Here is a 26,718-nt window from a genome sequence, read left to right as displayed (position 1 = left end):
CCTAGGAAGCGAGGGCCAGGCCTGCCGCAGCTGCGCCAAAACCAAGAACCAGGTTGGCGGCCAGGTTCGCACCCGCGGCACCGAAGCGGGCTTCACTGAGCAGGCGGACAGTTGCGGTGGTCCATGAACTGAAGGTCGTGAGCCCGCCTGCCAGCCCGGTGGCAAGTGCGGCCTCCCATTCCGGGGCCATTCCTAGTCTGAGGGTGACAGCGTGGGCGGCGCCGATAATGAAGCACCCCACAACGTTCACCAGCAGCGTGGCCCACGGCCAGTGCAACCGCTCCCTATGGACTGTGCCATGCATTTCAGAGCCACGGGCTGCCCGGATCGAGGTGTGGTGGGCGAACCAGCTGTCCACGGCAAAACGGAGCAGCGCGCCGGCCACCCCGAACACACCCACCAGCGCAGCCGCCATCATGGGCGCCCGTCCATCCGACCGGGACCGCGCCCGCCCATCCGGCCGGCATCCTGCGCGCGCATCCTGGTATCGCGTCCGTTCAACCGGCCTGCCACTACCTTCCCGGAGCGCCACCCTGCACCGGCGGCGGCGAGGCCCAGCAATACCGACAGCACCAGGTAGGCGACCCAGATGAAGTGCGAGCCGGCGCGCGCCAGCTGGTCCGCCGCGAACACCACCGCGGAGAACGTGGTGAACGATCCCAGGACGCCGGGTCCCAGACCTGCACGGAGCCAGAACGCCGTGTGGGGCCGGGCCATCCACACCGTAGTCAGCAACGCCAGCACAAAGCTTCCACCCATGTTGATCCACAGGGTTGCCCACGGTACGGAGCCCGGTACATCCGGGAACGCGAGCCCCAGCCCGTACCGCAGTTCAGTACCGAGCAGGCCTCCGATGGCAACAGCGACCCAGGCGCGGACCGCCGGTCTGCCGGCAGGCGTCATTCAGCTCTCCCCGAGCAGGCAGCCCGGGTGGGGATGGTCGCTGTGCACCCACAGGGCAGACGTGATTTCATCGGCCAAATCGTAATCCCTGGTCCTGCCCGAGTTCCGGATCCGCACCACCAGGGCACCACCGAACGGCTTGCGGCCCACCACCTCCACTTCGGCGTCGAGGTCTATCTCCTCGGCGGAAAGGTAGCGGAGCAGGTCCGGGTTTTCGTCGCTGATCCGGGTGATCCTGCCGGTGTGCCCCTGGTCCAGTTCCCCGAGCAGGTGGGCGCGGGGCATCATGACTGTGCCCTCGGCTGTGGGGATCGGGTCGCCATGGGGGTCGCGCTGCGGGTCTCCGAGTTTGGCTGCGACGCGTTCAATGAACGTGTCGGAAACAGCGTGCTCCAGCAGTTCAGCTTCGTCGTGGACCTCGTCCCAGCTGTAGCCCAGCTGCTGGACAAGGTAGGTCTCGATCAGGCGGTGGCGGCGCACCATGGACAGTGCCAGCCGGACGCCCTGGTCCGTAAGAGTGATAGCGCTGTAGGGCTTATGGTCCACCAGGCCCTGGTCCTTGAGCTTCCGGACCATTTCGGACACCGAGGAATTGGCCACGCCCAGGCGCTGGGCCAGCTGGGAGGACGTGATGGGCTTGTCCTGCCATTCAGTGAATGAGTAGATGACCTTGACGTAATCCTCGATGGAGGAGGAGGGCGCGCTGGTCTTCACAGTACCTAGCCTACCCGTTGACCGCCCGCCGTTACGCTTTGATGGCCCGCCACGTGAGCGTGAGATAGGGGAGTTCGAGCTCTTCATCCAGGCTATGGCCCAGGTGCTCGTGCAGATACCAGTCCAGGTTGGCCAGCACCTTCGCGCGGGTGGTTTCGCCCGCCCGCAGGTAATAGCTCCGCGACTTCGTCAGCTCCACCAGATCGGTGGTGGTGACCCGGTCTTGCCAATGCGTCACGTGGCCCTCAAGATCACGGAATTCCGGCCCCACGTGGGGACGGAAATCCGGCTTGTAGACATCTCCGGCGTGCATGATCCGGGACAGCCGGTGAACCCACGGAACCGAGGTGTCCAGCTGGTTCCAGATGAGTCCCAGTGTTCCCTGCGGACGCAGGACGCGCGCCAGCTCGCGGCTTGCTTCCAACGCGTCGCACCAGTGCCAGGCCTGGGCAACGCTGACGACGTCGAAGGTGGCCTCGGGCAGGCCGGTCTCCTCTGCCGTGGCCTGGACGGCCGTGGCAGCGGGGTAGTGCGCCCGCAGCTGTTCGAGCATGTCCGCGGAGGGGTCCACTGCCGTGACGGAGAGTCCCATGCCAAGCAGGAGTTCGGTGAATTTTCCGGTGCCGGCGCCGGCGTCCAAGGCATCCCGGGCTCCGGCGGGAACCAGCCACTGCGCCGATTCTTCAGGGTAGCCCGGGCGGACTTCCTGGTAGTGCCGGCCGCCGTCCTGGAAGCTCTGGCCGAGTTCCCGCCGCCGTCCGTGGTCAAGCCTGGGGCCACCCCGTACCACGTGTGGCCTCCTTCGATTGTTGCCCTTGGGTATCCTTCGAATTTACCGCAAGTGCCTAATCGTCAATGCAGGGAGCAGCCCCGGCGGTTCCCGGGGTGTTGGGAGCCCAATGCGGGTAGGTCCGAGTGTCGTTTGCAGGAACCCAGCGCCCGGCGTCCACCACGTAGTCCCAGCCCAGCCCGTTGTTGCGCAGCGCCGTGATGCCGGCAAGGAGACGCTCTGCGTCCTCCAGGCGGGAGCCGACGCCGAAGCTGGCGCGCAGCGATCCGGACGGCAAACCCAGGCGCTTTAACAGCGGGTGGGCGCAGAAGCGGCCGTCGCGCAGCCCAACGCCGTGTTCGGCGGACAAATAGGCTGCCACCAGCCCGGCGTCGTAGCCTTCCACCGAGAAGTTGACCACGCCGATAGTGTCTGTATCCGGGTTGGTGTCCTTGAAGATCTGGTGCACCGTGACGCCGTCGATCTGCTGCAGGCCTTCCACCAGGAAGGAACGGATGGCCGATTCGTGGGCGTGCCACTGCTCCTGGTCCAGCCCGGCGATCACCTGCGTGGCACGGGCCAGCGTCGCCGCGCCCAGCACGTTGGGTGACCCGCCCTCATGGCGGGCCGGCCCGGTGGCCCAGCTGACGCCGTCGAGCCTTGCTTCCTTGACGGCGCCGCCGCCGGCGAGGTGCGGCGTTCCGGCATCGAGCCAGTCGGAGCGGCCCACCAGCACGCCGGCACCGAAGGGCGCGTAGAGCTTGTGGCCGGAGAAGGCGAGGTAGTCGACGTCGTCCGTGGCTATGTCGATCCGGCGGTGCGGTGCCAGCTGGGCGGCGTCAACCACAATCCGTGCGCCGTGCTCGTGGGCCAAAGCGGCCAGGGCGCGGATGGGAAGGATCTCGCCCGTGACGTTCGACGCGCCGGTGACGGCGAGCAGGCTTACGCCGCCCTGCGCCAGCTCTGCACGGACGGCGTCGATGGTGCCTTTGATGGTGTCCGCAGCAACGATGCTGCGGTGCGGGACACCCTGCCAAGGCAGCAGGTTGGCGTGGTGCTCGATGTCCAGGTAGAGGACATCCCCGTCCGGCCGGCCCTCCGTGACGGGCAGGCAGCCGGCCAGCAGGTTGAGCGAGTCGGTGGTGTTCCGCGTGAAGATCACGGAGTCGTCCCGGCGTCCGCCCACAAACTCCCGGACGATATTCCGCGCGTTTTCGTAGACGGAGGTGCTGATCTGGGACGCGTAACCGGCGCCGCGGTGGACGCTGGCGTAAAACGGCAGGATCTCGTTCAGGTATGCCGAGACCACCGACAGGGCCGGAGCGGAGGCGCCATAGTCGAGGTTGGCGTAGCGGATGTGGCCGCCCTGGATCAGCGGCGCCTGGATCTCAGCGCCGGTGACGGCGGACAGCGGACGGCCGGCGGCGGCACGGCGGGCATCAAAGATGGTCCCGGGCCGGGCTGCTTCAGGCACGGGAGTGCCGGGCGCGGTAGTGGCGTTGGGGGAGACGGTGGCAGTCGTCACGAAAGACCTCACTTTGGAAAGGACTCCCGCTACCGGGAATCCGCGCTTGCCGTATCCCTTCCGGACCGGCCTGGTCGTCACCCGGGGCACCCCACCGCGGTTGGAGGGTTGCCGGCCAGCAAACCGGGGTTTCGCGCTGGCACTCGTGACCTGCTTAAGAGCGTAGGACATGGGGCAGGAAGGTTTGAAGCCGGCAGGAATGTTAAGCGGATTGTTACGGGCGGGTGAAAAGCGGGCCTTTTTCCCGAAGAACCGACGGCGGGCGCCTCCTTGAGGAGCCGCCCGCCGCTGATTCTTCGGTGCTGTTGCTTCAGAGGAGGTCGTCCAGGTCCGGGTTCAACCGGCGGAGTACCTCGGAGTGCAGGATGGAGTTAGTGGCCAGCGCGTTACCGCCGAAGGGTCCGTCTTCCCCTTCCAGGGAGGTGAAGCGTCCGCCGGCTTCCACCACGATGGGCACCAGTGCGGCCATGTCGTAAAGGTTCAGCTCAGGTTCGCACGCGATGTCCACTGAGCCCTCTGCCACCATGCAGTAGGACCAGAAATCGCCGTAGGCCCGGGTCCGCCACACATCCTCGGTGAGCCCCAGGAAGTTGTCAAGGTTGCCGCGCTCTTTCCAGCCGCTGAGGCTGGAGTAGGACAGTGAGGCGTCGGAGAGCTTGGCCACGTTGGATACCCGCAGCCGCGTGGCCGCAGCGAGGGAACGGCCCATGTAGGCGCCCATGCCCTTGGCGGCCCACCAGCGCTTGCCCAGGGCAGGGGCGCTGACCACACCCACTACCGGCTCGCCTTCATCCACGAGCGCAATCAGGGTGGCCCAGACCGGGACGCCGCGGACAAAGTTCTTGGTGCCGTCAATGGGATCGATGATCCAGCGGCGCGACCCGTGCCCGGTGCTGCCGAACTCCTCGCCGAGCACGGCGTCGCGTGGCCGGGAACGGGAAAGCTGGCCGCGGATGGCTTCTTCGGCGGCCTTGTCCGCGTCGGTGACCGGCGTCAGGTCCGGCTTGGTCTCCACCTGGAGGTCCAGGGCCTTGAAGCGGCTCATGGTCTGGTCATCCACGGAGTCGGCCAGGACATGGGCCAGGCGCAGGTCATCGTTGTAGCTTGAAGCGGGTTGGATCATGGTTCCAAACTACCGTCTGCTCGCGGTTCTGCTGGGAGATCGGCGTTGTCAGTTGACGCTGCCAAGCTCCTTGGTCTCCTGGGCCTCCATGCGGGGATCGGTGCCGAGGAGCCGGCGGAGGGATGCCAGCCGCGCTTCCCCGGTGGCTCCGGCATGGCCGCCCGCCACCCAGGCGTCCAGGCCGCAATTCACCGCAGTGGCGGTATGTTTGCAGCCCCGTTCGCAGTCCTCGATGCCCGGGAAGAGGTCCGGGAAGGAGCGCAGGATCCGGTCCGGGTCCACGTGGGCCAGGCCGAAGGAGCGGATGCCCGGGGTATCGATGATCCAGCTGCCCGGAGGTGCATCGGACAATCGAAGCGCCAGGGCGGACGATGACGTGTGGCGGCCGCGTCCGGTCACGGCGTTGACGCCGCCGGTGGCACGCTCGGCCCCTGTCAGCGCGTTCACCATGGTGGATTTCCCCACACCGGAATGCCCGAGCATCACGGTGACCTTTCCGTCCAGGTAGCCCCGCAGCTCCGCCACGGCTGTGCTGTCCAGGCGTGCCGACAGACCATCGTCTGAGCGGGCATCGATGCCTGAAGCCGCAGAATCCGCCGTCCGGCTGATGATGACAGGGAAGTCCAGGTGCTCGTAGTTGGCCAACAGTTCCGCGGGATCCTTGACGTCCGCCTTGGTGACCAGCAGGATCGGTTCGATCCGGGCGTCGTAGGCAGCCACCAGGGCGCGGTCGATGAAGCCGGTGCGCGGCTCGGGGTTCGCTGCAGCCACAACGATCACAAGCTGGTCGGCGTTGGCCACCACTGCCCGTTCCACAGGATCTGTATCGTCGGCGCTGCGCCGCAAGAGGGTTTTACGGTCCTGGATTTTCACCAGACGGGCCAGGGTGTGGGGGTCGCCGGAAACGTCACCCACGAGCGAAACAAAGTCGCCGGCCACTACCGGGTTGCGGCGCAGTTCGCGGGCGCGTGCGGCAATAACAACGCGCTCGTAGCCCGAGTCTTCACCCACCACTGCCGTGTACCGGCCACGGTCAACGGTAACGATGCGGCCCGTGACCGCGTCATCGTGGCTTGGCCGGTCCTTGGTGCGGGGCCTGGAGCCCTTTTTGCTGGGCCGGATGCGGACATCCGATTCGTCCCAGGAGTCAGTGCCGCGCGCCACCGGCTGAACCTTCCGCTCCGGCATCGGAGGGGCCAGTCTGGGCGAGCATGTCTGCCCACAGCCGGGGAAAGTCCGGCATGGTCTTGGCGGTGGTGGCGATGTCCTCCACCTGCACCCCTTCCACGGCCAGGCCAAGGATGGCTCCGGCGGTGGCCATGCGGTGGTCCGCGTAGCTGTGGACGACGCCGGCGTGCAGCCTGGCGGGCCGGATCACCAGGCCGTCACTGGTCTCCTCGACGTCGCCGCCCAGGCGGTTGATCTCGGTGACCAGGGCTGCCAGCCGGTCCGTCTCGTGCCCGCGCAGGTGGGCGATCCCGGTAAGCCGGGAGGGGCCCGTGGCCAGGGCGCAGAGGGCCGCGACCGTGGGGGCCAGTTCACTGGTATCCGCGAAAGTTCCCCCCTTGATCGCCGGTCCGCCCTTAACGGTGAGGACGCCGTCACGCAGGTTGACGTCGGCGCCCATCTCGGCCAAGATGCTGCGCCAGAGATCACCTACCTGCTGCGTCTGGTCCGGCCACCCCGGGACCCGCACGGTTCCGCCCGAGGCCAGGGCCGCGGCGAGGAAGGGCCCCGCGTTGGACAGGTCCTGCTCGATCCGCTGGTCGAACGCGCGGATAGGCCCGGGGGCAACTACCCAGTGGTTCGGGACTGAGTCATCAACCACCACGCCGGCGCCCCGGAGTACGGCAACAGTCATATTGATGTGGTCCAGGCTCGGCACCGGTTTGCCCACATGCTCCAGGTGCAGCCCCTCACTGAACCGTGCCCCCACCAAAAGCAGGGCCGAGACAAACTGGGACGATGCGCTGGCGTCAATAACCAGGTGGCCGCCCCGGACTTCGCCGGAGCCCTCCACCAGAAACGGCAAGGACGACGGCGTGCCGCCACCATCCGCCGAAACGTTCACTCCCAGCGCCTTCAGCGCTTCGATAATGGTTCCCATGGGCCGCTTCCGGGCGTGCGGATCGCCGTCGAACAGGCTGGTTCCGTTGCGCAGCGCTGCCAGCGGCGGCACGAACCGCATCACCGTTCCGGCGAGGCCGCAGTCGATCCTCGTGTCGGAAGGTGCTCCATCCGCGGTGAGCGGCAGGACCTCAAGGTCCGGCCCGAAGGCTCCCTCACCCGGCACCTCGGTGATGGTGGCGCCCAGCTGGCGGAGCGCCTCGATCATGAGGGCCGAGTCCCTTGAATGCAGCGGTGCGCGCAGGCGCGACGGGCCGTCGGCAAGTGCGGCCAGCACCAGGTAGCGGTTGGTCAGCGACTTCGAGCCCGGCACGGTGACAGTGGCATCGACAGGGCGGGCGGCGAAGGGGGCGGGCCAGTGGGGGAGGGACGCTTCGGAGTTTTCCCGGGTATCGGCGGCTGGTGCGGTCATGTCCTGCTTATGCCCCCGTGGCCTGTTCCACAGCACGGCGCACGGCCTTGTCGGCCTTGTGCAGCTTCTTGTTCGTGGTCTTCCGGGCATCGGCGGCGAGGTGCGCCGCGCCCTTCCGGGCGTCGGCCGCGAGGTGCTCGGCACGCCAGGCCAGCCCCGGCTTGCCTGCCGTGTCCACGGAAGCAAGCAAGGCCCCGCCGCTCAGGGACAGGTTCTTCAGCAGCTGGTTACGGCGGCTTCCGCGGCCCTCCTTGCTGCTGATGTCCGCGCTGCGCCACTCGACAAATGTGTTGAGCAGGGAAACCACGGTCAGCACGGTGGCCGAAAGACGGGAGAACTTCCCCAGTCCGAACAGAACACCGGCGCCCACCTGCGTGCCGCCGATGATCCGGGCCAGAGTCTTCTCGTCGGTCTGGAAAGGGAGCGCGGCCGTGGCCTTGCTCAGCAGGGGCGAGAGCTGTTGCGCGGTATCGTCGGCATTCCTGAGCTTATCCATTCCGGCAAGAACGAAACTGGAAGCCAGCATGGGCCGTGCGAGTGTGCGGACAAAGGACATGGATTTCCTCCTGGGTGGACGAACCGCGTCTGGTGCGGCGGAGTCCGTTCTAGTCTTGCACTTTTGGGGAATATTTGCCCGAAGCTGCAGGTTATGGCAACTGGGCCTGAAGAGCCGGGCCCACAAGACAAAGCACCGGACAACAGAGCGGAGTTGGCCCTTGAGGCGGGTGTTGGACGGAATCGATGCAGCAGGCCCGGTAGCCATGGACTCGTTGGGGGCTGAACCTCCCGGGTACGGTTCGGCGCGTGCCCGGAGCCTGACAGTAGACTTGAAGGCAATGAGCACCCTGGATCCGGCCGTTTCGGCCATGTATGAGGCTTCGCAGAACGACGCCAAGAAGACCGCCGATGCCCTGCCCGAGCCGTCAGAGCCCACGGAAGAATCCGTGCAGCCTGCGGAATCGGCAGAAGAAGCGGTCAACGTTTCCACCGAGTCCACCGAGGAGCGACGCGTCCGTTTCGAACGCGATGCGATGCAGTACGTCGACCAGCTGTACTCGGCGGCCATGCGGATGGCCCGGAATCCAGCCGACGCAGAGGACCTCGTCCAGGAGGCCTACACCAAGGCCTTTTCGGCGTTCCATCAGTACAAGCCGGGAACCAACCTCAAGGCCTGGCTGTATCGGATTCTGACGAACACCTATATCAACCTGTACCGCAAACGGCAGCGCGAACCGCTTCAGTCCAATTCGGACACAATAGAAGACTGGCAGTTGGCCCGTGCTGAGTCACACACCTCCAGCGGGCTGCGCTCCGCTGAGGCTGAGGCGCTGGATCACCTTCCGGATTCAGACGTCAAGCGCGCCCTTCAGGCCATCCCCGAAGAATTCCGCCTCGCGGTGTACTTCGCGGATGTTGAAGGGTTCGCCTACAAGGAAATCTCAGACATCATGAATACCCCTATCGGAACAGTGATGTCCCGGCTCCACCGCGGCCGGCGAATGTTGCGGGACATGCTCGGGGAATACGCCGCCGAGCGAGGATTCAAAACAGCCGCGGATGCACCGGACGCGGCAGGAAGCACACAACAGGAGAACAGGAAATGAGCGACTGCCAGGGATTGGGCGACTGCGACGATACGAGGATGCAACGCATCTACGAGTACCTTGACGGAGCGCTGACCCGTGACGACATCACGGAAATCAAGACGCACCTTGATGAGTGCCCGGAGTGCTCGGAGCAGTACGACCTTGAATGCGTGATCCGCAACATGGTTAAGCGTTCCTGCACCGAAGCTGCTCCAGAGAACCTGAAGAACGCCATCCTGGACCGGATCCACTCGATCCGTCCGGTGGACGCCTAGGCGGTGCCTGACGCTCCGGGCCGCCTGCTGGCCCGGCCAGGGACCTTGGACAGCGGGAGCCTGCAGGTCACCCAAAGACGAAGGACCCCGGAAGCCGATCGGCTTCCGGGGTCCTTTGCTGTAACCGCTGTACCTGGCATGTGCCTAGGTGTTGGGGCGCTTCCCGTGGTTCGCGCCGCCACGCTTACGGTCACGACGCTTGCGTGCACGCTTGCTCATAGCTGGCCTCCTTACTGTTGTACTCGAAAGAGCTGCCCTCAAGTCTCCCACATGATGTGGCGCCCCGCGAACCGGCAACCGCCGCATGACCTGCGGTTCAGTGGCTGCCGGCCGATCCCCTAGTTGCGGAGCGAGTTGCGGATGGCGATTCCGGCCTGCTCCAAGACCGTCCTCACCGTCTCCAGGACCACAGGACTCAGGGGCTGCTTTCCTGCCTGCTGCCGGAGTTCGGCGCGGAGGTCATCCTGGAACGCCTGAAGCATAAGCTCGGCCTCCTTGAGCGACCCCTTGCCCTCCCCGGCCGGGCTGCCTTTGAGGGCTGTGAAAGCGGCGGACGCTGCACCGGCACGGGCGGCCTCCGCGGTGGCCGCAAGATCTGCCCGAAGACCACGCATATTGCTGCGGATATCCTCGCGGAGGTTGTCTGCCAGCCGGCGGACGGACGCGGAGATCTCCTTTTCCACCGCTGCCAGTTCCTCGCGGCGCAGGTTGAGTTCCGCCAGCCCGGCAGGCGTGATCCGGTAATTGGTGCGGCGCCCTGCGGCCTCCGTGGCCACCAGGCCCTCTTCCTCCAGCTTCCCCAGCCGCGGGTAGATGGTGCCGGCGCTGGGGGAGTAGGTGCCCCCGAACCGTTCCTTGAGCGCCTTGATCAGCTCGTACCCGTGCTTTGGACCCGACTCAAGCAGGGCAAGCAGGTACAGCCGCAAGGCGCCGTGGGCGAAGACGGCGGGCATCAGTGCCGTTCTTCCGCGGACCCTGTGGTGCCGTTGGCTTCCTCCGGCGACGGGCTGTGGAGGATGGAGGTCTTGCCCGAGACCGAATTGGTCCGGACCAGCATCAGCTTGGCGTCCGGACCGGCAATTGTCTCCACTTTGCCAGCAGCCACATGGTACTGCTGGTTGCCGATCACCACTGCCCCGCTGGCTGACTTGGCCACGATATCCACCCCGACGTCACGGGGGATCCGGATGGTGAGGTCACCGGAGACGGAATTGGCACCGAAGTCCTGGGTGAACCCCAGCAGGTCGAAGTTCATGTCGCCACTGACCGTGTTGGCACGGATGTGGCTGAAATGGCCGGACGCCGTCACCTCGCCGGAGACAGTCTTGGCGGTCAGGACGCCGCTGTGATGCCGTGCATTGACCTCACCGCTGACGGTGTTGACGAACAACTCGCCGTCAGTGCCGTCGGCCAGCACCGAACCGGAGACGGTGTTGAGGCGTGTGCGCGCGGCCATGCCGGACACTAACCCGTCGCCGCTGACCGTGCCCGCTTCAACATCGACCGTGGCAGGCAGGGCAATGCTGATGACGGCGTAGTTTTCGCTGTGATGGTTGACCGTTCCCATCAGGTTCTTGAACCAGCCCTGCGGCCCGTCAAGCTGGTGGCGGACTTCCAGCCGGCCGTCTTCCAGCGAAACGGCCACAGGATCGCCGTGCACCTCGGTAATCTCGATCCTGGTATACGGCTGCTCATGCGCAACGATGTCGAACCGGCCGCGGACCATCCCCAGCTTCAGTGACGAGACAGACCCGACGTCAATAGTCTGCGCGCCTGTAACGGTCCAGTTCTGATCAGCCATGGTTCCTCCAGAGACGATATATCGTGTCTGACCACGGTACTCCCCGCTCCGGGGGGAAACAAGATATATCGCGAACAGGCCTACTCGGGAACTGCCATCCCCAACCACTGGAACCAGCCGCGGTGCAACACCAGCCAGGCCATCAGGCCATAACCGGCCTGCCCGGGGGTGCCGCCATTGGCAGCAAGGTCCTGGCGCCACTGTTCGTGGTTCAGCAGGGGGGAGAAGGTATCCACGTAGAGGTGCTTGCGGCGGGTGGTGACGTCTGCGAATGCCGTGTTCAACTCGTCCAGCCGCCGGTTCTGGGCTGGGTCCAGGGTTGGCGGTGGCCCAACAACGAACACCTCCAGGCGGTTCTGGGAGGCAGAATCGAGGATGTTGGCCAGGTTGAGCCGGCTGCGGGCAGTGGAAAGCCCGAACTCGATGTCCCGGCCCGAGAGCCCGATTACCAGGCGGTTTTCGGATTGGGCGCTGAACCGCCGCCCCGCCTCGTCAAACCAGCGTGCAGCCAGGCCTTCCGTACCTTCCTGCGGGCAAGGGAGTGCGTAGCTTTCCAGGACCATGCCGTCCTGTGGAGTGCGGGCCAGTACGCGGCCCAGCCAGCCGAGTGCCCGGGGGTCACCCAGTCCGGCCAGCAGTTCATCTCCTACAGCTGCAATACGCAGCTTCCTGTCTTCCACACGTTCCTCTTTACTTCGGTGCTGACTGCCCGCCGCAACCCGCGGCTTCTTCCTGGCCCGGGCGGACGCTGTGCATCCCATTAAACAGAACTGCCCGGCCGGAGTCTGGTATTTCGACGTCCGGCCGGGCAGCCTTACTGGTTATTACCGTGCAAACGCCTGCTTCAGCAGGGCATCCTGCTCTGCGGCGTGGCGCTTCATGGAGCCGGCAGCCGTGGAGGCCGACGCCGGACGCGACACGAGGCGGACCCGCCGGTCCAGCGCATCCGGAAGGTTCAGGCCAATGAACGGCCACGGACCCTGGTTGGCTGGCTCGTCCTGCGCCCAGACAACCTCGGCGTTCGGGTACTTGGCCAGCTCCGCGGCAATCTCTGCGTGCGGCAGCGGGTAGAGCTGCTCCACCCGGACAATCGCCGTCGTTGTATCGCCGGTCTTTTGCCGCGTGGACAGCAGATCGTAGTACAGGCGGCCGGAGACCAGCAGGACGCGTTCGACGGCGTCTGCGGCCAGCTGCTCATGCTCAGGGATGACCGGGCGGAACGTGCCGGTGGTGAAGTCTTCCACCGACGAGGCAGCGGCCTTGAGGCGCAGCAGCTGCTTGGGCGTGAAGATGATCAGCGGCTTCCGCGGACGGCTGTATGCCTGGCGGCGCAGCAGGTGGAAGTGGGAGGCCGCAGTAGTGGGGTTGGCCACGATCATGTTCTCTTCGGCACACAGCTGCAGGAAGCGCTCGATCCTTGCGGAGGAGTGGTCCGGGCCCTGGCCTTCGTAGCCGTGCGGCAGCATCAGCACCAGCGAGGACCGCTGGCCCCACTTCTGCTCGGCCGACGAGATGAACTCATCGATGATGGTCTGTGCGCCGTTGACGAAATCGCCGAACTGGGCTTCCCACAGGACGAGGGCATCGGGGCGTTCCACCGAGTAGCCGTATTCGAAGCCCATGGCCGCGTATTCGGACAGCAGTGAATCGTAGATCCACAGCTTGGCCTGGTCATCGGAGAGGTTGCCCAGCGGCAGCCATTCCTTGCCGTTGGCGCGGTCGTGGAAAACGGCGTGGCGCTGCACGAACGTGCCGCGGCGCGAGTCCTGGCCGGCGAGCCGTACAGGCACGCCTTCCATGATCAGGGAGCCAAAGGCAGCGATCTCGCCGAAGCCCCAGTCGATGCCGCCTTCACGGGACATCTGCTCACGCTTCTCAAGCAGTTGCTTGAGCTTTGCATGGACGGTGAAGCCCTCGGGCACCTCCACGTGGGCCTTGCCGATCCGGGCCAGCGTGTCAGCGGAGATGGCCGTGGACACGGGCGCATTGGTGCTGGAATCCGACTGCTGGGCGATGGGCCGCTCGATGTCCGATACTGCTGCCGAATCGGCGGTGATGATCGGAATCGGGGAGGTCTGCGCTGCGTGGGTCTCGGCGAAGACGCGCTCCAGCCGCTCCTGGTAGTCACGGAGCAGCTGCTCGGCTTCTTCTTCGGTGATGTCACCGCGGCCGATGAGCGACTCGGTGTAGAGCTTGCGCACCGAACGCTTGGCCTCGATCAGGTTGTACATCAGCGGCTGGGTCATCGAGGGATCATCGCCCTCGTTGTGCCCGCGGCGGCGGTAGCAGACCATGTCGATGACAACGTCCTTGTGGAAGCGCTGGCGGAACTCGTAGGCGAGCTGGCCAATGCGGACCACGGCCTCGGGATCGTCGCCGTTCACGTGGAACACCGGTGCCTGGATCATCTTGGCGACGTCGGTGGAGTATGTGGACGAGCGGGACGAGGAAGGCGCCGTAGTGAAGCCCACCTGGTTGTTGACCACGATGTGGATGGTTCCGCCGGTGCGGTAGCCCCGCAGCTGGGACAGGTTCAGGGTTTCAGCAACTACACCCTGGCCGGCGAACGCGGCGTCACCGTGGACCATGATGGGGAGAACCGGGAAGGACTCACCCTGGTCCAGGCGGTCCTGCTTTGCGCGGACGATGCCTTCCAGTACGGGGTCAACTGCTTCGAGGTGGGACGGGTTGGCGGCCAGGTAGACCTTGGTCTCCTTGCCGTTGTCCGAGGTGAACGTGCCCTCGGTGCCCAGGTGGTACTTGACGTCGCCCGAACCCTGTACCGACCGGGGGTCCTGGGTGCCTTCGAACTCGCGGAACACCTGTGCGTAGGTCTTGCCTGCGATGTTGGTCAGCACGTTCAGGCGGCCGCGGTGGGCCATGCCGATGGCCACTTCGTCCAGGCCGTCGTCGGCGGCGTCGGACATGATGGCGTCCAGCAGCGGAATCAGGGACTCGCCGCCCTCAAGGGAGAAGCGCTTCTGGCCCACGAACTTGGTCTGCAGGAAGGTTTCGAAGGCCTCGGCGGCGTTCAGCTTGGAAACGATGCGCAGCTGCTCTTCACGGCTGGGCTTGGAGTACGGGTGCTCGAGCTGGTCCTGGAACCACTTGCGCTCGGCGGGCTCCTGGATGTGCATGTACTCGATGCCCGTGGTGCGGCAGTAGGCATCGCGAAGGACACCCAGGATGTCGCGGAACTTAAGCATGGGTTTGCCGCCGAAGCCGCCGGTAGGCCACTCGCGGTCCAGGTCCCAGAGCGTAAGCCCGTAGGTCAGGACGTCAAGGTCCGGGTGCTTGCGCTGGACGTACTCGAGCGGATCGGTGTCCGCCATCAGGTGTCCGCGGACCCGGTAGGAGTGGATCAGCTGCTGGATCCGGGCCACCTTGTTGATCTCGTCGGCCGGGTCAACCTGCTTGTCCGCGCTCCAGCGTACGGGCTCGTACGGGATGCGCAGGGACTCGAAGATCTCGTCGTAGAAGTTCTGGGCACCGAGCAGCAGCTGATGGACCAGTTTCAGGAACTCGCCGCTGCCTGCACCCTGGATCACGCGGTGATCGTAGGTGGAGGTCAGGGTCAGGACCTTGCTGATGGCGTTCTGGGCGATGATCTTCTCGCTGGCCCCCTGGAATTCGGCAGGGTAATCCAGTGCGCCGACGCCGATGATGGCGGCCTGGCCCTTGGACAGACGGGGCACCGAGTGTACGGTGCCGATGCCGCCCGGGTTGGTCAGGGACACCGTGGTGCCCTGGTGGTCCTCGGCCGTCAGCTTGCCGTTACGGGCCCTCTTGATGAGGTCCTCATAGGTGTGCCAGAACTCGGAGAAGTTAAGGGTTTCTGCCTTTTTGATGTTGGGGACCATCAGCAGGCGGGTGCCATCAGGCTTGGGCATGTCGATGGCGATGCCGAAGTTGACGTGTGCCGGCTGGACGGCGACGGGCTTGCCGTCCACTTCGTCGTAGTACACGTTCATGGAAGGGAACTGGGACAGCGCACGGATCACGGCGTAGCCGATCAGGTGCGTGAAGGATACCTTGCCGCCGCGGGCTCGGGCCAGGTTGGAGTTGATGACCACGCGGTTGTCGATCAGCAGCTTGGCGGGGATGGCCCGGACGCTGGTGGCAGTGGGCACCTGAAGGCTGGTGACCATGTTGGTGGCGATGGCCTTGGCCGGTCCGCGCAGGACCGAAACAACGTCCTCTTCCGGAGCCGTGGGGGCCTTGACGTTCTTGGGCAGCTGCGCCGGGATGGGCTGCGAGCCGGTGCCGGATTCGGTCTTCTTCCCACCGTCGCGGGCTACCGTGGCAGGGGCTTTCTTGACCGGTGCCGGCGCAGCGGCGGGTGCCGCGGAAGCGGGCGGGGCCGACGGCGGAGCGGGCGGAGCTGCAGCCGGCGGCGCTGCCGGTGCCGCGGGGGCCTGGTTTACAACCGGCATTTCCCTGGTTGCGGGGTGGGCGGTGGCTTGCGCCGAATTTCCGTTGGAAGAAGAACTGCTGCCCGAGCCGAAGGATTCAAACAGCGGCCACCACTTGGCGTCGACAGCGTTCTTGTCCTTTTGGTACTGCTCGTACAGTTCGTCAACGAGCCACTCGTTTCCGCCAAATTCCTCTGGTAGACGGTGGCTAGGCTGCTCTGGCACTTGAAATACGCCTCTTCCATGAGTTTGATTTCTCTCCGGCCCACGGTGCTTCAGCACTACGTTTCAACCGGTCTCTGCGTCCTCTGAACCCAGACCATTGCCAGTCTAGTGAGCATCTTGTGGTAACTGCCAATAAGGGTGACCCAAATCATGATGAGACGTGAAAACGGCTGAATATGGCGGCCGCGGGACGGCTGCCATGCAGCTCTTCGGGCCGCCTGACCTGTCGGCCCGGCAGTCGCGGGCAGGGGGCGCTGCTGCCGGGATCTGCTCCTGTAGAATGAAATTCTTATGGACAGTAAATCTAGGTGCCGGCCTGGGGGCTGTCAGCGGAGCGTAAGCAGCGCCGCACAGTCCACCCGAAGAGCCGGCAAACCCCGAACACGCGCCCATCACCATTCGCCGGTACTGCCGGCAGGAGCTGCAAAGGAAACCGCGTCGGCCCCGGCTGACCACCCTCCGCCGGACCGATATTACGGGCGCCGCTCCCTAACTCCTTCGCGAATCCCGGCGCCCACCGCTGTTCAGGCGGGGTGCTGAATGGAATGGCTCCTCCTCGCAGCGGGACTGCTGCTGATCGCCGGCACGGGCTTTTTTGTCGCCGTCGAATTTTCGCTTATTGCCCTTGACCAGGCCACGGTCCAACGAGCCATTGACGACGGCGACGAACGCGCCGTCCCCTTGCTCGCCTGCCTGAAATCCCTCTCGACGCAGCTTTCCAGCTGCCAGCTGGGCATCACCCTCACCACCTTGTTGACCGGTTACGTGATGGAACCTTCGGTGGGCAAGCTCCTGGAAGCCCCGCTGGCCGCCGTCGGACTGCCTGAGGTTGCGGTGGCCTCCATCTCCTTGGTCCTCGCCATGGTGCTCGCCACGCTGCTCTCCATGCTCCTGGGCGAACTTGTGCCAAAAAACATGGCCATCGCGCTGTCCTTCCGCATGGGCCGGGCACTGGCCAGGCCGCAGCTGATGTTCACCGCTGTGTTCAGACCCGCCATCGTGGTCCTGAACGGCTTCTCGAACCGGATCCTGCACGTTTTCGGGCTCGAGGCCAAAGAAGAGATTTCCGGCGCCCGGACCCCAGCTGAACTGGCCTCCCTGGTGCGCCGTTCAGCGGCAATGGGAACACTTGACGCCGGTACGGCCAACTTCGTGGCGCGCACGCTGAATTTCTCCACGCGGACTGCGGCCGATGTTATGACGCCCCGCATCCGGGTGGAAACGATCGAGGCGGACCAGCCTGTGACCGACATCCTGGCGGCCGCACGCCGCACCGGCTACTCGCGGTTCCCCGTAATCGGTGAATCCGCGGACGACATCCGGGGCCTGGTCCATGTCAAGAAAGCCGTGGCCGTTCCGTGGGACCGCCGGCCGAACCTCGAGGCCGGGGCCATCATGACCGAAGTCCTCCGCGTCCCGGAGACTATCCACCTCGATGCCCTGCTGGCAGAACTGCGCGAAGGCAACCTGCAGCTCGCAGTGGTGCTGGATGAATATGGCGGAACCGCCGGCATTGCAACCCTCGAGGACCTCGTGGAGGAAATCGTGGGGGAGGTGGCGGATGAGCATGACAAGGTCCGTCCCGGACTGCTGCAAAGCGCTTCCGGGGACTGGTACTTCCCTGGCCTGCTCCGCCCGGATGAGCTGTCCGAGCAGATTCCGGGCCTGACCGTTCCCGACGAGTCAGCCTACGAAACGGTGGGCGGCTATGTGATGAGCAAGCTCGGCCGGATCGCGGTGGTAGGGGACACGGTGCCCGTGGAGGGCGGAACGCTCAGCGTTACCAGGATGGACGGCCGGCGGATCGACCGGATCTGCTTCCGCCCGGCCCAGCCGGAACCTGAGTCCGGTGACCCTGCCGGCAGGACGAACGACGACAGGACCGAACGATGAGCGACTGGGCCGGAATACTGTGGCTGGTGGTCCTCCTGTTCGGCAACGCGTTCTTTGTGGCCGCGGAATTTGCCGTGATGTCTGCCCGCCGCAGCCAGATCGAACCGCTGGCAGAAGCGGGTTCCAAGCGGGCACAGACCACCCTGCGGGCCATGGAGAATGTTTCGCTGATGCTGGCCTGTGCCCAGCTGGGCATTACGGTCTGCTCGCTGCTGATCCTGCTCGTGGCAGAACCCGCCATCCATCACCTGCTGGCTGTGCCGTTGGAGACGCTGGGCCTGCCCATGGAGATCGCGGACGTTGCGGCGTTCGCGGTGGCCCTGATGCTGGTGACGTTCCTGCACGTGACCTTCGGCGAGATGGTGCCGAAGAACATCTCGGTGTCCGTGGCGGACAAGGCCGCGCTCCTGCTCGCCCCGCCGCTGATGTTTATTGCACGGCTGGTCCACCCGGTCATCTCCGTCCTGAACTGGTCGGCGAACCACATCCTCAAGCTGCTCCGCATTGAGCCCAAGGATGAGGTGAACTCCTCTTTCACGCTGGAGGAAGTGCAGTCCATTGTGCAGGAGTCCACGCGTCACGGTTTGGTGGATGACGAGGCGGGGCTGATCAACGGTGCGCTTGAATTCTCCGAGTACAACGCGGCGGACATCATGGTTCCGCTGGAAAAGCTGGTCATGCTCAAGGGCTCCACCACGCCTGTGGAGTTCGAGAAGGCGGTGAGCCGCACCGGCTTCTCCCGCTTCCCGATGCTCGACGATGACGACATGCTGTACGGCTACCTCCATGTCAAGGACGTCCTGTCCATCCCGGAGGCGGCCTATGAGCGGCCCATCGCGGAGAGCCGGATCAGGTCCCTGGCCAACCTCGCCCTGGATGACGAGATCGAGAAGGCCATGTCGGTGATGCAGCGTACGGGTTCGCACCTGGCCCGGGTCATAGGTCCGGACGGGAACACCAAGGGCGTCCTGTTCCTCGAAGACGTGATCGAGCAGCTGGTGGGTGAGATCCGGGACGCCACCCAGGCCCGGGGCGTCCGCCGGCTGGGCCAGCCCAACGGCGCAGAGCACTGACGCCGCTGCAGACAGCAACTTCTGTACAGGGACTTTGGACGGTGAGGAGCCTGCACGCGGTGCGTGGGGGCTCCCCACCCAAGTCTTTCTAAATAGGAATCATTCCTATTTAGGTATACCCTGGAGTGGTTCGCTCCGATCCCACACCACTGAACCGAGGTCTCCGTGCGCCGTTCCGCCGCCGCCAGAACGTCCCTTGCCGTCTTCGCCGGGCTTGGCCTGTTGCTGAGCGCGTGCAGTCCGCAGCCGGAGGCCTCTGCCGGTAAGCCGGCTGAGGGAATCAACGTGGTGGCGTCCACCAACGTTTACGGGGACATCGCGAAGACAGTGGGTGGCGACAAAGTCAGCGTCGCCGCCATCATCAACAAGACCAGCCAGGACCCGCATTCCTACGAGGCCACCGCCCAGGACCGGCTTGCCGTTTCCAAGGCGAATCTCGTGGTGGAAAACGGCGGGGGCTATGACGATTTCCTCCACACCTTGGTGGCAGACAGCGGCATTGACGCACACAACGTGCTGGACGCCGTCGAACTTTCCGGGCTGGCGCACCCGGAGGAGGAAGCCTCCGCCGAAGCGACAACGGCGGAGTCGGCGGCAGCGGATGAGCAGGACCACGACCACGGAGAGTTCAACGAGCACGTTTGGTACAGCCTCGCCGCCATGGGCCAGTTGGCCGACATCCTTGCCGCCAGGCTGGGCGAGCTGGAACCGGAATCAGCCGCCACGTTCACAGCCAACGCAGGCACCTTCAAGTCTGAACTCGACCAACTGGCAGGAAAGCTCGGTGCCCTGAAGGCGGAGGCGGCCGGGGACAAGGTGGCCGTCACCGAGCCGGTGCCCCTGTACCTGCTGGCCGATGCCGGGCTGGAGAACTCCACGCCTGAGGACTACACTGCTGCGATCGAGGAGGGCTCCGACGTTCCGCCGGCCGTTCTCAAGGCTGCAACAGATCTGGTCGCCTCTAAGTCCGTCAGGTTCCTTGCCTACAATGCCCAGACGGAAGGCCCGCAGACGGAAGCGCTGAAGAAGGCGGCCGGCACGGCTGGTGTCCCCGTGGTCGATTTCAGTGAAACGCTGCCTGAGGGCAAGACCTACCTGCAGTGGATGACGGACAATGTGAACAACGTCAGCAAAGTTCTGGAGACAAATAGTTGAAACCTGTGGTCAGTCTCGCCGGGGCGTCCCTCACGTTCGGCCAGCGGACACTGTGGGAGGACCTGGACCTGGAGATTAGGCCGGGTGAGTTCTTCGCAGTGCTGGGACCCAACGGAAGCGGCAAAACCAGCTTCCTCAAAGTCCTGTTGGGCCTCCAGGACCTGCACCGGGGTACGGCCACACTCGGCGGCCACCCGGTGGAGCGCGGCAGCAGCCTGATCGGTTACATCCCGCAGCAGAAATCATTCGCCCGTGACACGCCAATGCGCGCACGCGACCTCGTGGGCCTGGGAGTGGACGGCCACCGCTGGGGGCTTCGGTTGTCTTCAGCCAAGGCCAACCGCAGGATTGATGAACTCCTCGAACTGGTGGGGGCGTCGGAGTACGCCAAAGTTCCGGTGGGCCAGCTCTCCGGCGGCGAGCAGCAGCGGCTCCGGGTTGCCCAGGCGCTGGCAACAGATCCAAAAGTCCTGCTCTGCGACGAGCCGTTGCTTTCCCTGGACCTGCACCACCAGCAGGCCGTCAGTGCGCTGATCAACAAACAGTGCCATGAGCAAAACAGTGCAGTGGTTTTTGTCACCCACGAGATCAACCCCATCATCGACTACGTGGACCGGGTGCTGTACCTGGCCGGCGGGCGCTTCAAGGTGGGCACGCCGCAGGAAGTGATGACCACGGAGGTCCTCTCCGACCTGTACGGCAGCCACGTGGAAGTCATTCACGCCAACGGGCGCATCGTGGTGGTTGGCCTGCCGGACGCCACCACCCACCACCATCATGACGAGGCCCACGCCCTTGCCCAAGAGGTGGCCTGATGGACGCCGACAGTATTATTGGCGCCATTTTCAGTTTCGAGAACTACGGCGAACTGCTGGTCCTGGTCCAAAACTCCATCTGGGCAGGCGCCGTCCTCGGCCTGCTCGGCGGCCTGGTGGGGACGTTCGTGATGAAGCGTGACCTGGCCTTCGCCGTGCACGGCATTTCGGAACTGTCATTCGCGGGTGCGGCCTTCGCCCTGCTGATCGGCGCAGACATCGTTTTCGGTTCGCTCATCGGCTCGGTGGCTGCTGCGCTGCTGCTGGCCCTCATGGGGGTCAGGGCCAGGGACAAGAACTCGATCATCGGGGTGATCATGCCCTTCGGGCTGGGCCTCGGGATCCTGTTCCTGTCCCTGTATGAGGGCCGCGCCGCGAACAAGTTCGGCCTCCTGACCGGGCAGATCGTTTCGGTTGATACCGTCCAGCTCCAGGCCCTGGCCGGAACGGCCGTGGTGGTGATGGTGGTCCTGGCGGCCATCTGGCGGCCCTTGAATTTCGCCAGTGTTGACCCGGAACTCGCCGAGGCGCGGGGTGTCCCCGTCCGGACGCTGGGCATAGTCTTTATGGTCCTGCTGGGCATCAGCGTGGCGCTGTCCATCCAGGTGGTGGGGGCACTCCTGGTGCTCGCGCTCCTCATTACTCCTGCTGCGGCTGCCCTCCGGGTGACGTCGTCGCCCGTGGCCGTGGTGGTGCTCAGCGTGGCCTTTGCCATCACGGCGACTGTTGGCGGGATCCTGCTTGCCCTGGGCGGCCGCATTCCCATCAGCCCGTACGTCACTACGTTGTCGTTCCTGATCTACGTGGTGTGCCGGACCATCGGTTCCGTCCGTGCTTCCCGGGGGATCAACGGGCGCGTGCTGCAGGCCCGCTGACCCGTTTTTCTACAGGGTTCCGGTGGCCTTGCGCGCCGTGCACTCCGGGCAGAGGCCGAAGATTTCCACGGTATGCGCCACCTCGGTGTAGCCGTGCTCCCGGGCAATCCGGGCCGCCCACGTTTCGACGGCAGGCGCTTCCACTTCCACCGCTTTCCCGCAATTGCGGCACAGCAGGTGGTGATGGTGTCCCGTGACGGCGCACCGGCGGTAGACCGCCTCGCCGTCGCCGTTGCGGAGCACGTCCACACGTCCTTCATCGGCAAGGGACTGGAGGATCCGGTAGGCCGTGGCGAGGGACACCGAGACGCCCTGGTTCTGCAGGATCCGGTAGAGCTCCTGGGTACTGACGAAGTCATCCAGGTCGTCCAAAGCGGCGCTGACGGCCAGCCGCTGTTTCGTGACCCGCTGCTCCTTGCCCGCACCTGCGCCGGCCGTGCCTGCGGCTGTCCCCGCGGCGCCGGAAGCCGGAGCCGAAGCGGGCTTGGTGGCATCAGCCTTGGTGCCGAACGGCATGGATGGACTCGCTTCCCTCAGGATGGTGGCAAAGATCCAGATTACCAGCCGCAGCTTCGTGGACAGTGTCCGGGCCGGACCCTAGGCTGGCGCTATGAAGCTGACGAAATACACCCACGCCTGCGTCCGCCTCGAGAAGGACAACCGCGTCCTGGTGCTGGACCCGGGAACATTCTCTGAATCGGCAGAGGCCCTGGCAGGTGCTGAGGCGGTGCTGGTCACCCACGAACACGGCGACCACATCGACGTGCCGGCGGTAGTTACTGCCTTGAAGGACAACGGGAAGCTCGAACTGTTCGCCCCGGCCGGCGTCGCGGAGAACCTGCGTAAGGAAGCCCCTGATGCCGCTGCCCGGATCACTACCGTGGACTCCGGCTCGTCCTTCACCGCGGCGGGTTTCGACGTCCGCAGCTTCGGCGGCCAGCACGCCCTGATCCACCCGCAGATCCCGTTGGTGGCCAACGTCGGCTATCTCCTGGACGGGAATGTCTACCACCCCGGCGATTCCTTCGTTATCCCTGACGGCGTCAACGTCAAGACGCTGCTGGTTCCCCTTCATGCACCGTGGAGCAAGGCTGCCGAGGTGGTGGACTTTGTTATCGGCGTCCGGGCACCACGAGCCTTCCAGATCCATGACGGGCTGCTCAACGGGAACGGGCTGAAGATCGTGGAAGGCCACGTCAAACGGCTTGGGGCAAAGTACGGCACGGAGTACCAGCACCTTGCAGCCGGGGAATCGGTGGAAGTCTAGACTGGGTCCCCATCCCAGATGCCAGTGTCAAAGAAGCGGGTGATCACCGCTTCATAAGGTGCCGGGTCCAGGCCGCGGGCCGCCAGCCAGCCGGGGCTGTAGTAGTTGCCCGCATAGCGCTCCCCGCCGTCGCACATCAATGAGACGATGCTGCCCCGGCGGCCCTCCGCAATCATGCCGGCGATCAGCTGCCAGACGCCCCAAAGATTTGTCCCCGTGGAGGGGCCGGCGTGGAGGCCGGCAAGCGTGCGGAGGTGGCGCATGGCAGCCACTGATGCGGCGTCCGGAACCTGGACCATGTGATCGATGACGGAGGGGACAAAGCTGGGCTCCATCCGCGGCCGGCCGATGCCCTCGATCCGCGAGGGCAGGCCCGTGGCAGGGCCGGACGTGCTGCCGCGCCAACTGGGGAGGAAGGCTGAGTTCTCCGGATCCACCACCAGCAACCGGGTGGGGTGGCTGTGGTAGCGGAGGTACCTGCCGATGGTGGCGCTGGTGCCGCCCGTTCCCGCGCCCACCACGATCCAGTCCGGCACGGGGTGCTCCTCCAGTTCGAGCTGGCCGAAGATGGACTCCGCGATGTTGTTGTTCCCGCGCCAGTCCGTGGCACGTTCGGCGTAGGTGAACTGGTCCATGTAGTGCCCGCCGCTGATGGCGGCCACTTCTTCCGCCGTCGCATAAACCTCGGAGGCGTGGTCCACCAGCAGGCAGGAGCCGCCAAACTGTTCAATCAGGTCGATCTTTTCCTGGCTGGTACTGCGCGCCATGACCGCGATGAACGGCAGCCCCAGGAGCTGGGCGAAATACGCTTCGGACACCGCGGTGCTGCCGCTGGACGCCTCAACAATGGTGGTGTCAGCCCTGATCCAGCCGTTGACCAGCCCGAACAGGAACAGCGAGCGCGCCAGCCGGTGCTTGAGGCTGCCGGTACGGTGCGTCGATTCGTCCTTCAGGTAGAGCTGGACGCCCCAGTGCTCCGGAACGGGCACGGAATACAGATGGGTATCGGCGGAGCGGTTGTTTTCTGCCGTGATTTTCCGGATTGCTTCGTCCGCCCAGGCCCGGCCCGCGCTGCGCTCGATCTTCACCGCCCCAGCCTACCTGCGGCCCCGGCGGCTTTCGTTAGAGTGGGAGCATTGACCGCCTGACGAAGGAACACCATGAAGCCTCTGCTGGATGTTGCCGCACTGGAGGAACGCCGCGCCCGCGGCCTGCGGACAGTGCTCCTGGACGTGCGCTGGGCACTGGGCGACCCGCACGGCCACGAGCACTACCTGCAGGGCCACCTGCCGGACGCCGTGTTTGTCGACCTGGCCGCGGAGCTGGCGGACCCTGCGGTGCCGGAGCGCGGCAGGCACCCGCTGCCATCGCCGCTGGGGTTCCAGGACGCCGCCCGGCGGTGGGGGATCAACAACGGCGATGTTGTGGTGGCTTATGACGACAGTGCCAACATGGCCGCGGCGCGCGCCTGGTGGATGCTGCGGAACGCCGGCCTGAGCGAGGTATACCTGCTCGACGGCGGCCTGGCGGCTTGGCAGGCAGCAGGCCTGCCGCTTGAACAAGGCGAGGTCCGGCCTCCTCCCGGGGACGTCTCCCTGGCGGACGGGCAGATGCCGGTCCTTGACGCTGCTGCCGTGACCGCTTGGGTGGAAACGGAGCCCGGTTCCGAACGTCCGCAACCGGACAGGCTGCTCCTTGACGCGCGTGCCGGCGAGAGGTACCGGGGCGAGATTGAGCCTGTTGATCCGCGGGCAGGCCACATTCCCGGCGCGGTCAGCGCGCCAACTTCGGCCAACGTGGACAGCAACGGACGGTTCCTGCCTCCGGCTGAATTGCGCCGCCGGTTCGAATCGCTGGGTCTGAAGGACGACGTTGAGGTGGGTGTCTATTGCGGGTCCGGCGTCACCGCCGCGCATGAGGTTGCCGCCCTTGAGCTGGCCGGATTCCGCGCCGCCCTGTATCCAGGGTCCTTCTCGGAGTGGTCCAGCAACCCCCATCTGCCGGTGGTCACCGGGCCGGGGCCCCGCGGTGGCGACGGGACGGTTGAGTGGAAACACTCACGGGCGCAAGGGTAGCGTCGCACTATGACTCCTGGACGTCCCGTGCCACCGCCCCTGGCAATACCTGTTGATCCCGAGCCCGCCGCGACAGAGCCCGCTGGTTCCGGCGGCGGCGTCCTCGCCGCCGCCTACGGCGCCACGTCCGCGGAAAGCGGGTTGGTGCCGCTGACCCTTGCGCGCCGCACTCCCAAGGCGGATGACGTCGAAATTGCCATCGAGTTCTGCGGGCTGTGCCATTCAGATGTGCACGCCGTCCGCGGCGAATGGGGCGGCCAGGCCTATCCGCTGGTCCCCGGCCACGAGATCGTGGGGACCGTCAGCCGCGTCGGGCCAGCCGTCACAGATTTCGCCCCCGGGGACCGGGTGGGTGTGGGATGCATTGTGGATTCCTGCCGGGAATGCGAGAGCTGCCTGGACGGTCTGGAGCAGTACTGCGAAAACGGGATGACGGGCACGTATGGCGCCGTTGACCGGCGGAACCGCGATTCCATCACCCAGGGCGGCTATTCCTCCACCGTGGTGGTGGACCGCCGCTACGTTCTTCGTGTGCCGGACTCCCTGGACCCGGCCGCCGTCGCCCCTTTGCTGTGCGCTGGCGTTACCACGTACTCGCCGCTGCGGCATTTCGACGTCGAAGAAGGCGACGTTGTGGGTGTGGTGGGGCTCGGCGGACTCGGCCACATGGCCGTCAAGCTTGCCAAAGCCATGGGAGCGAAAGTGGTGGTCTTCACCACGTCCCCGTCCAAGGTGCCCGCCGCGCAGGAGCTTGGCGCCGACCAGGTTGTCCTTTCCCGCGACGAAGCGGCGATGAATGCGGCCAACCGCACCATCGACCTGATCATCGACACCGTCGCAGCGCCCCATGACCTGAACCCGCTGTTCCGAACCCTGCGGGTGGACGGTGCGCTCTTCCAGCTCGGACTGCCGTCCGAGGCCATGCCGCCCGTGAATCCGAGGGCATTGATCCGGCGCAGGATCGCCTACGCCGGCTCCCTGATCGGCGGGATTGCCGAGACCCAGGAAATGCTGGACTTCTGTGCCAGGCAAGGGGTGGTGGCTGACATCGAAGTGGTCCGCGCGGACCAGCTCAACGAGGCCTACGACCGCATGGTTGCAGGCGATGTGAAATACCGGTTTGTGCTGGACACCAGCACCTTGCAGGCACCCGCCAAGGAGGCAGACGCATGAGCACGCTCTTCACCAGGATCCTGAACGGCGAAATTCCCGGCCGGTTCGTGTGGCGCGAAGACGACGTGTCCGCGTTCCTCACCACTGGCCCGCTGGCCGACGGACACACCCTGGTGGTCCCCACCGAGGAGGTGGACCGCTGGACCGACGCTTCCCCCGAAACCCTGGCAAAAGTCATGGAAGTGGCCCGCCGCATCGGCGCCGTCCAGGTGGAGATCTTCGACGCTCCACGCGCAGGGCTCATTGTGGCCGGCTACGAAATCAACCACCTGCATGTGCACGTGTGGCCCTCCAGGAGCATGGCCGACTTTAACTTTGCCTCCGCGGACCAGAATCCCGACCCCAAAGTCCTGGATGCCAATGCGGGAAAACTGCGGCAGGGACTTCGGGACGCCGGATACGGAGAGTTTGTCCCGGCCTAGGTGTACTGCCCAGGCAGGTTGGTTAATCGGCTGATGGGCGGGTGGCCTCCGATTGCGGTGTGGGGTCTGTGGTGATTGTAGTGGTGTAGCCATGCCGG

27 protein-coding genes, 1 pseudogene and 1 riboswitch are annotated in these 26,718 nt (G+C 65.5%); of the genes and pseudogenes, 11 read left to right on the top strand and 17 right to left on the bottom strand.

What is annotated here, in order from left to right; all coding sequences use genetic code 11:
- Position 1 precedes the first annotated feature (1 nt).
- The 9 genes from AC5RVY_RS18790 to AC5RVY_RS18750 all read right to left on the bottom strand — a co-directional run bounded on the left by AC5RVY_RS18790 (position 2) and on the right by AC5RVY_RS18750 (position 8,129).
- Entirely contained in the window at positions 2 to 418 is a 417-nt protein-coding gene (locus tag AC5RVY_RS18790) for a fluoride efflux transporter FluC (RefSeq protein ID WP_493956208.1), read from the bottom strand.
- Entirely contained in the window at positions 415 to 903 is a 489-nt protein-coding gene (locus tag AC5RVY_RS18785; protein ID WP_493956207.1) for a fluoride efflux transporter FluC, read from the bottom strand. The genes AC5RVY_RS18790 and AC5RVY_RS18785 overlap by 4 nt, the downstream gene beginning before the upstream one ends.
- Positions 904 to 1,617 (bottom strand): metal-dependent transcriptional regulator, encoded by a 714-nt coding sequence (locus AC5RVY_RS18780; protein WP_493956206.1) that lies wholly within the window; start codon positions 1,615 to 1,617, stop codon positions 904 to 906.
- Between the two features lie 31 nt (positions 1,618 to 1,648).
- Complete coding sequence (locus tag AC5RVY_RS18775) at positions 1,649 to 2,407, bottom strand: class I SAM-dependent methyltransferase (protein ID WP_493956205.1); 759 nt, start codon at positions 2,405 to 2,407, stop codon at positions 1,649 to 1,651.
- Between the two features lie 55 nt (positions 2,408 to 2,462).
- Positions 2,463 to 3,860: an aminotransferase class V-fold PLP-dependent enzyme gene (locus tag AC5RVY_RS18770; RefSeq protein ID WP_493956222.1), complete on the bottom strand. Its 1,398-nt coding sequence runs from the start codon at positions 3,858 to 3,860 to the stop codon at positions 2,463 to 2,465.
- An 88-nt stretch (positions 3,861 to 3,948) separates the two neighbouring features.
- Positions 3,949 to 4,062, bottom strand: a riboswitch (SAM riboswitch).
- A gap of 159 nt (positions 4,063 to 4,221) precedes the next feature.
- Complete coding sequence (hisN, locus tag AC5RVY_RS18765; RefSeq protein WP_493956204.1) at positions 4,222 to 5,034, bottom strand: histidinol-phosphatase; 813 nt, start codon at positions 5,032 to 5,034, stop codon at positions 4,222 to 4,224.
- A 48-nt stretch (positions 5,035 to 5,082) separates the two neighbouring features.
- Entirely contained in the window at positions 5,083 to 6,198 is a 1,116-nt protein-coding gene (gene rsgA / locus AC5RVY_RS18760) for a ribosome small subunit-dependent GTPase A (protein ID WP_493956203.1), read from the bottom strand.
- Positions 6,182 to 7,573, bottom strand: a complete 1,392-nt coding sequence (gene aroA / locus AC5RVY_RS18755; RefSeq protein ID WP_493956202.1) for a 3-phosphoshikimate 1-carboxyvinyltransferase — start codon at positions 7,571 to 7,573, stop codon at positions 6,182 to 6,184. Before aroA ends, rsgA begins: the two co-directional genes overlap by 17 nt.
- 7 nt (positions 7,574 to 7,580) lie before the next feature.
- Positions 7,581 to 8,129 carry a DoxX family protein gene (locus AC5RVY_RS18750; protein ID WP_493956201.1) on the bottom strand — a complete coding sequence of 183 codons (549 nt, stop codon included), beginning with the start codon at positions 8,127 to 8,129 and terminating at the stop codon, positions 7,581 to 7,583.
- 205 nt (positions 8,130 to 8,334) lie between these two features.
- Here AC5RVY_RS18750 and AC5RVY_RS18745 point away from each other — a divergent pair, with 205 nt between their 5' ends.
- Positions 8,335 to 9,177, top strand: coding sequence for a sigma-70 family RNA polymerase sigma factor (locus AC5RVY_RS18745; RefSeq protein ID WP_493956221.1), 843 nt, complete (start codon positions 8,335 to 8,337; stop codon positions 9,175 to 9,177).
- Positions 9,174 to 9,434 (top strand): mycothiol system anti-sigma-R factor, encoded by a 261-nt coding sequence (gene rsrA, locus AC5RVY_RS18740; protein WP_493956200.1) that lies wholly within the window; start codon positions 9,174 to 9,176, stop codon positions 9,432 to 9,434. The genes AC5RVY_RS18745 and rsrA overlap by 4 nt, the downstream gene beginning before the upstream one ends.
- A gap of 144 nt (positions 9,435 to 9,578) precedes the next feature.
- Here rsrA and AC5RVY_RS18735 read toward each other — a convergent pair whose 3' ends face one another.
- The 5 genes from AC5RVY_RS18735 to AC5RVY_RS18715 all read right to left on the bottom strand — a co-directional run bounded on the left by AC5RVY_RS18735 (position 9,579) and on the right by AC5RVY_RS18715 (position 15,872).
- Positions 9,579 to 9,653, bottom strand: coding sequence for a 50S ribosomal protein bL37 (locus tag AC5RVY_RS18735; RefSeq protein ID WP_369299106.1), 75 nt, complete (start codon positions 9,651 to 9,653; stop codon positions 9,579 to 9,581).
- A gap of 119 nt (positions 9,654 to 9,772) precedes the next feature.
- Entirely contained in the window at positions 9,773 to 10,387 is a 615-nt protein-coding gene (locus AC5RVY_RS18730) for a PadR family transcriptional regulator (protein ID WP_493956199.1), read from the bottom strand.
- Complete coding sequence (locus AC5RVY_RS18725) at positions 10,387 to 11,235, bottom strand: DUF4097 family beta strand repeat-containing protein (protein WP_493956198.1); 849 nt, start codon at positions 11,233 to 11,235, stop codon at positions 10,387 to 10,389. Before AC5RVY_RS18725 ends, AC5RVY_RS18730 begins: the two co-directional genes overlap by 1 nt.
- A gap of 80 nt (positions 11,236 to 11,315) precedes the next feature.
- Entirely contained in the window at positions 11,316 to 11,915 is a 600-nt protein-coding gene (locus AC5RVY_RS18720; protein ID WP_493956197.1) for a GDSL-type esterase/lipase family protein, read from the bottom strand.
- Positions 11,916 to 12,059: 144 nt separating this feature from the next.
- Positions 12,060 to 15,872, bottom strand: a complete 3,813-nt coding sequence (locus AC5RVY_RS18715) for a multifunctional oxoglutarate decarboxylase/oxoglutarate dehydrogenase thiamine pyrophosphate-binding subunit/dihydrolipoyllysine-residue succinyltransferase subunit (RefSeq protein ID WP_493956196.1) — start codon at positions 15,870 to 15,872, stop codon at positions 12,060 to 12,062.
- 540 nt (positions 15,873 to 16,412) lie between these two features.
- Here AC5RVY_RS18715 and AC5RVY_RS18710 point away from each other — a divergent pair.
- From AC5RVY_RS18710 to AC5RVY_RS18690, 5 genes are all read left to right on the top strand, one after another.
- On the top strand, positions 16,413 to 17,765 hold the full coding sequence (locus AC5RVY_RS18710; RefSeq protein ID WP_493956195.1) for a hemolysin family protein: 1,353 nt from the start codon (positions 16,413 to 16,415) through the stop codon (positions 17,763 to 17,765).
- Positions 17,762 to 18,838 (top strand): hemolysin family protein, encoded by a 1,077-nt coding sequence (locus AC5RVY_RS18705; RefSeq protein ID WP_493956194.1) that lies wholly within the window; start codon positions 17,762 to 17,764, stop codon positions 18,836 to 18,838. Before AC5RVY_RS18710 ends, AC5RVY_RS18705 begins: the two co-directional genes overlap by 4 nt.
- Positions 18,839 to 19,003: 165 nt before the next feature.
- Positions 19,004 to 19,993 carry a metal ABC transporter solute-binding protein, Zn/Mn family gene (locus AC5RVY_RS18700; protein WP_493956193.1) on the top strand — a complete coding sequence of 330 codons (990 nt, stop codon included), beginning with the start codon at positions 19,004 to 19,006 and terminating at the stop codon, positions 19,991 to 19,993.
- Positions 19,990 to 20,808, top strand: coding sequence for a metal ABC transporter ATP-binding protein (locus AC5RVY_RS18695; RefSeq protein ID WP_493956192.1), 819 nt, complete (start codon positions 19,990 to 19,992; stop codon positions 20,806 to 20,808). The genes AC5RVY_RS18700 and AC5RVY_RS18695 overlap by 4 nt, the downstream gene beginning before the upstream one ends.
- Positions 20,808 to 21,683 carry a metal ABC transporter permease gene (locus AC5RVY_RS18690; protein ID WP_493956191.1) on the top strand — a complete coding sequence of 292 codons (876 nt, stop codon included), beginning with the start codon at positions 20,808 to 20,810 and terminating at the stop codon, positions 21,681 to 21,683. Before AC5RVY_RS18695 ends, AC5RVY_RS18690 begins: the two co-directional genes overlap by 1 nt.
- A gap of 9 nt (positions 21,684 to 21,692) precedes the next feature.
- Here the strand turns inward: AC5RVY_RS18690 and AC5RVY_RS18685 are convergent, their stop codons facing one another.
- On the bottom strand, positions 21,693 to 22,199 hold the full coding sequence (locus AC5RVY_RS18685) for a Fur family transcriptional regulator (RefSeq protein WP_493956190.1): 507 nt from the start codon (positions 22,197 to 22,199) through the stop codon (positions 21,693 to 21,695).
- Positions 22,200 to 22,293: 94 nt separating this feature from the next.
- On the opposite strand from AC5RVY_RS18685, the gene AC5RVY_RS18680 reads away from it, so the two are divergent.
- Entirely contained in the window at positions 22,294 to 22,950 is a 657-nt protein-coding gene (locus AC5RVY_RS18680) for an MBL fold metallo-hydrolase (RefSeq protein WP_493956189.1), read from the top strand.
- Here AC5RVY_RS18680 and AC5RVY_RS18675 read toward each other — a convergent pair.
- Positions 22,947 to 24,038 carry a PLP-dependent cysteine synthase family protein gene (locus tag AC5RVY_RS18675; protein WP_493956188.1) on the bottom strand — a complete coding sequence of 364 codons (1,092 nt, stop codon included), beginning with the start codon at positions 24,036 to 24,038 and terminating at the stop codon, positions 22,947 to 22,949. The two genes, AC5RVY_RS18680 and AC5RVY_RS18675, sit on opposite strands and share 4 nt — an antisense overlap.
- 72 nt (positions 24,039 to 24,110) lie before the next feature.
- On the opposite strand from AC5RVY_RS18675, the gene AC5RVY_RS18670 reads away from it, so the two are divergent.
- The 3 genes from AC5RVY_RS18670 to AC5RVY_RS18660 are packed head-to-tail and all read left to right on the top strand — an operon-like array spanning position 24,111 to position 26,620.
- Positions 24,111 to 25,025, top strand: a complete 915-nt coding sequence (locus AC5RVY_RS18670) for a sulfurtransferase (protein WP_493956187.1) — start codon at positions 24,111 to 24,113, stop codon at positions 25,023 to 25,025.
- Positions 25,026 to 25,034: 9 nt separating this feature from the next.
- Positions 25,035 to 26,198: an NAD(P)-dependent alcohol dehydrogenase gene (locus AC5RVY_RS18665; protein WP_493956186.1), complete on the top strand. Its 1,164-nt coding sequence runs from the start codon at positions 25,035 to 25,037 to the stop codon at positions 26,196 to 26,198.
- Entirely contained in the window at positions 26,195 to 26,620 is a 426-nt protein-coding gene (locus AC5RVY_RS18660; protein ID WP_493956185.1) for an HIT family protein, read from the top strand. Before AC5RVY_RS18665 ends, AC5RVY_RS18660 begins: the two co-directional genes overlap by 4 nt.
- On the opposite strand, the pseudogene AC5RVY_RS18655 reads toward AC5RVY_RS18660, so the two are convergent.
- Positions 26,617 to 26,718: pseudogene (locus AC5RVY_RS18655) on the bottom strand (IS481 family transposase); the annotation flags it as partial. The gene AC5RVY_RS18660 and the pseudogene AC5RVY_RS18655 sit on opposite strands and share 4 nt — an antisense overlap.

The organism is Arthrobacter sp. Ha26, assembly GCF_059091705.1.
The sequence above is the reverse complement of the archived record's forward strand: the minus strand, read 5'-3'. Positions and strand labels throughout refer to the sequence as shown.

Bases quoted from the DNA above. Each gene is read 5' to 3' on its own strand.
- AC5RVY_RS18680 (WP_493956189.1), top strand. From the start codon at position 22,294: ATGAAGCTGACGAAATACACCCACGCCTGCGTCCGCCTCGAGAAGGAC.
- AC5RVY_RS18745 (WP_493956221.1), top strand. From the start codon at position 8,335: ATGGACTCGTTGGGGGCTGAACCTCCCGGGTACGGTTCGGCGCGTGCC.
- AC5RVY_RS18670 (WP_493956187.1), top strand. From the start codon at position 24,111: ATGAAGCCTCTGCTGGATGTTGCCGCACTGGAGGAACGCCGCGCCCGC.
- AC5RVY_RS18660 (WP_493956185.1), top strand. From the start codon at position 26,195: ATGAGCACGCTCTTCACCAGGATCCTGAACGGCGAAATTCCCGGCCGG.
- AC5RVY_RS18685 (WP_493956190.1), bottom strand. From the start codon at position 22,199: ATGCCGTTCGGCACCAAGGCTGATGCCACCAAGCCCGCTTCGGCTCCG.
- AC5RVY_RS18730 (WP_493956199.1), bottom strand. From the start codon at position 10,387: ATGCCCGCCGTCTTCGCCCACGGCGCCTTGCGGCTGTACCTGCTTGCC.
- AC5RVY_RS18705 (WP_493956194.1), top strand. From the start codon at position 17,762: ATGAGCGACTGGGCCGGAATACTGTGGCTGGTGGTCCTCCTGTTCGGC.
- AC5RVY_RS18665 (WP_493956186.1), top strand. From the start codon at position 25,035: ATGACTCCTGGACGTCCCGTGCCACCGCCCCTGGCAATACCTGTTGAT.
- AC5RVY_RS18710 (WP_493956195.1), top strand. From the start codon at position 16,413: ATGGAATGGCTCCTCCTCGCAGCGGGACTGCTGCTGATCGCCGGCACG.
- aroA (WP_493956202.1), bottom strand. From the start codon at position 7,573: ATGACCGCACCAGCCGCCGATACCCGGGAAAACTCCGAAGCGTCCCTC.
- AC5RVY_RS18750 (WP_493956201.1), bottom strand. From the start codon at position 8,129: ATGTCCTTTGTCCGCACACTCGCACGGCCCATGCTGGCTTCCAGTTTC.
- AC5RVY_RS18790 (WP_493956208.1), bottom strand. From the start codon at position 418: ATGATGGCGGCTGCGCTGGTGGGTGTGTTCGGGGTGGCCGGCGCGCTG.
- AC5RVY_RS18725 (WP_493956198.1), bottom strand. From the start codon at position 11,235: ATGGCTGATCAGAACTGGACCGTTACAGGCGCGCAGACTATTGACGTC.
- rsrA (WP_493956200.1), top strand. From the start codon at position 9,174: ATGAGCGACTGCCAGGGATTGGGCGACTGCGACGATACGAGGATGCAA.
- hisN (WP_493956204.1), bottom strand. From the start codon at position 5,034: ATGATCCAACCCGCTTCAAGCTACAACGATGACCTGCGCCTGGCCCAT.
- AC5RVY_RS18690 (WP_493956191.1), top strand. From the start codon at position 20,808: ATGGACGCCGACAGTATTATTGGCGCCATTTTCAGTTTCGAGAACTAC.
- AC5RVY_RS18785 (WP_493956207.1), bottom strand. From the start codon at position 903: ATGACGCCTGCCGGCAGACCGGCGGTCCGCGCCTGGGTCGCTGTTGCC.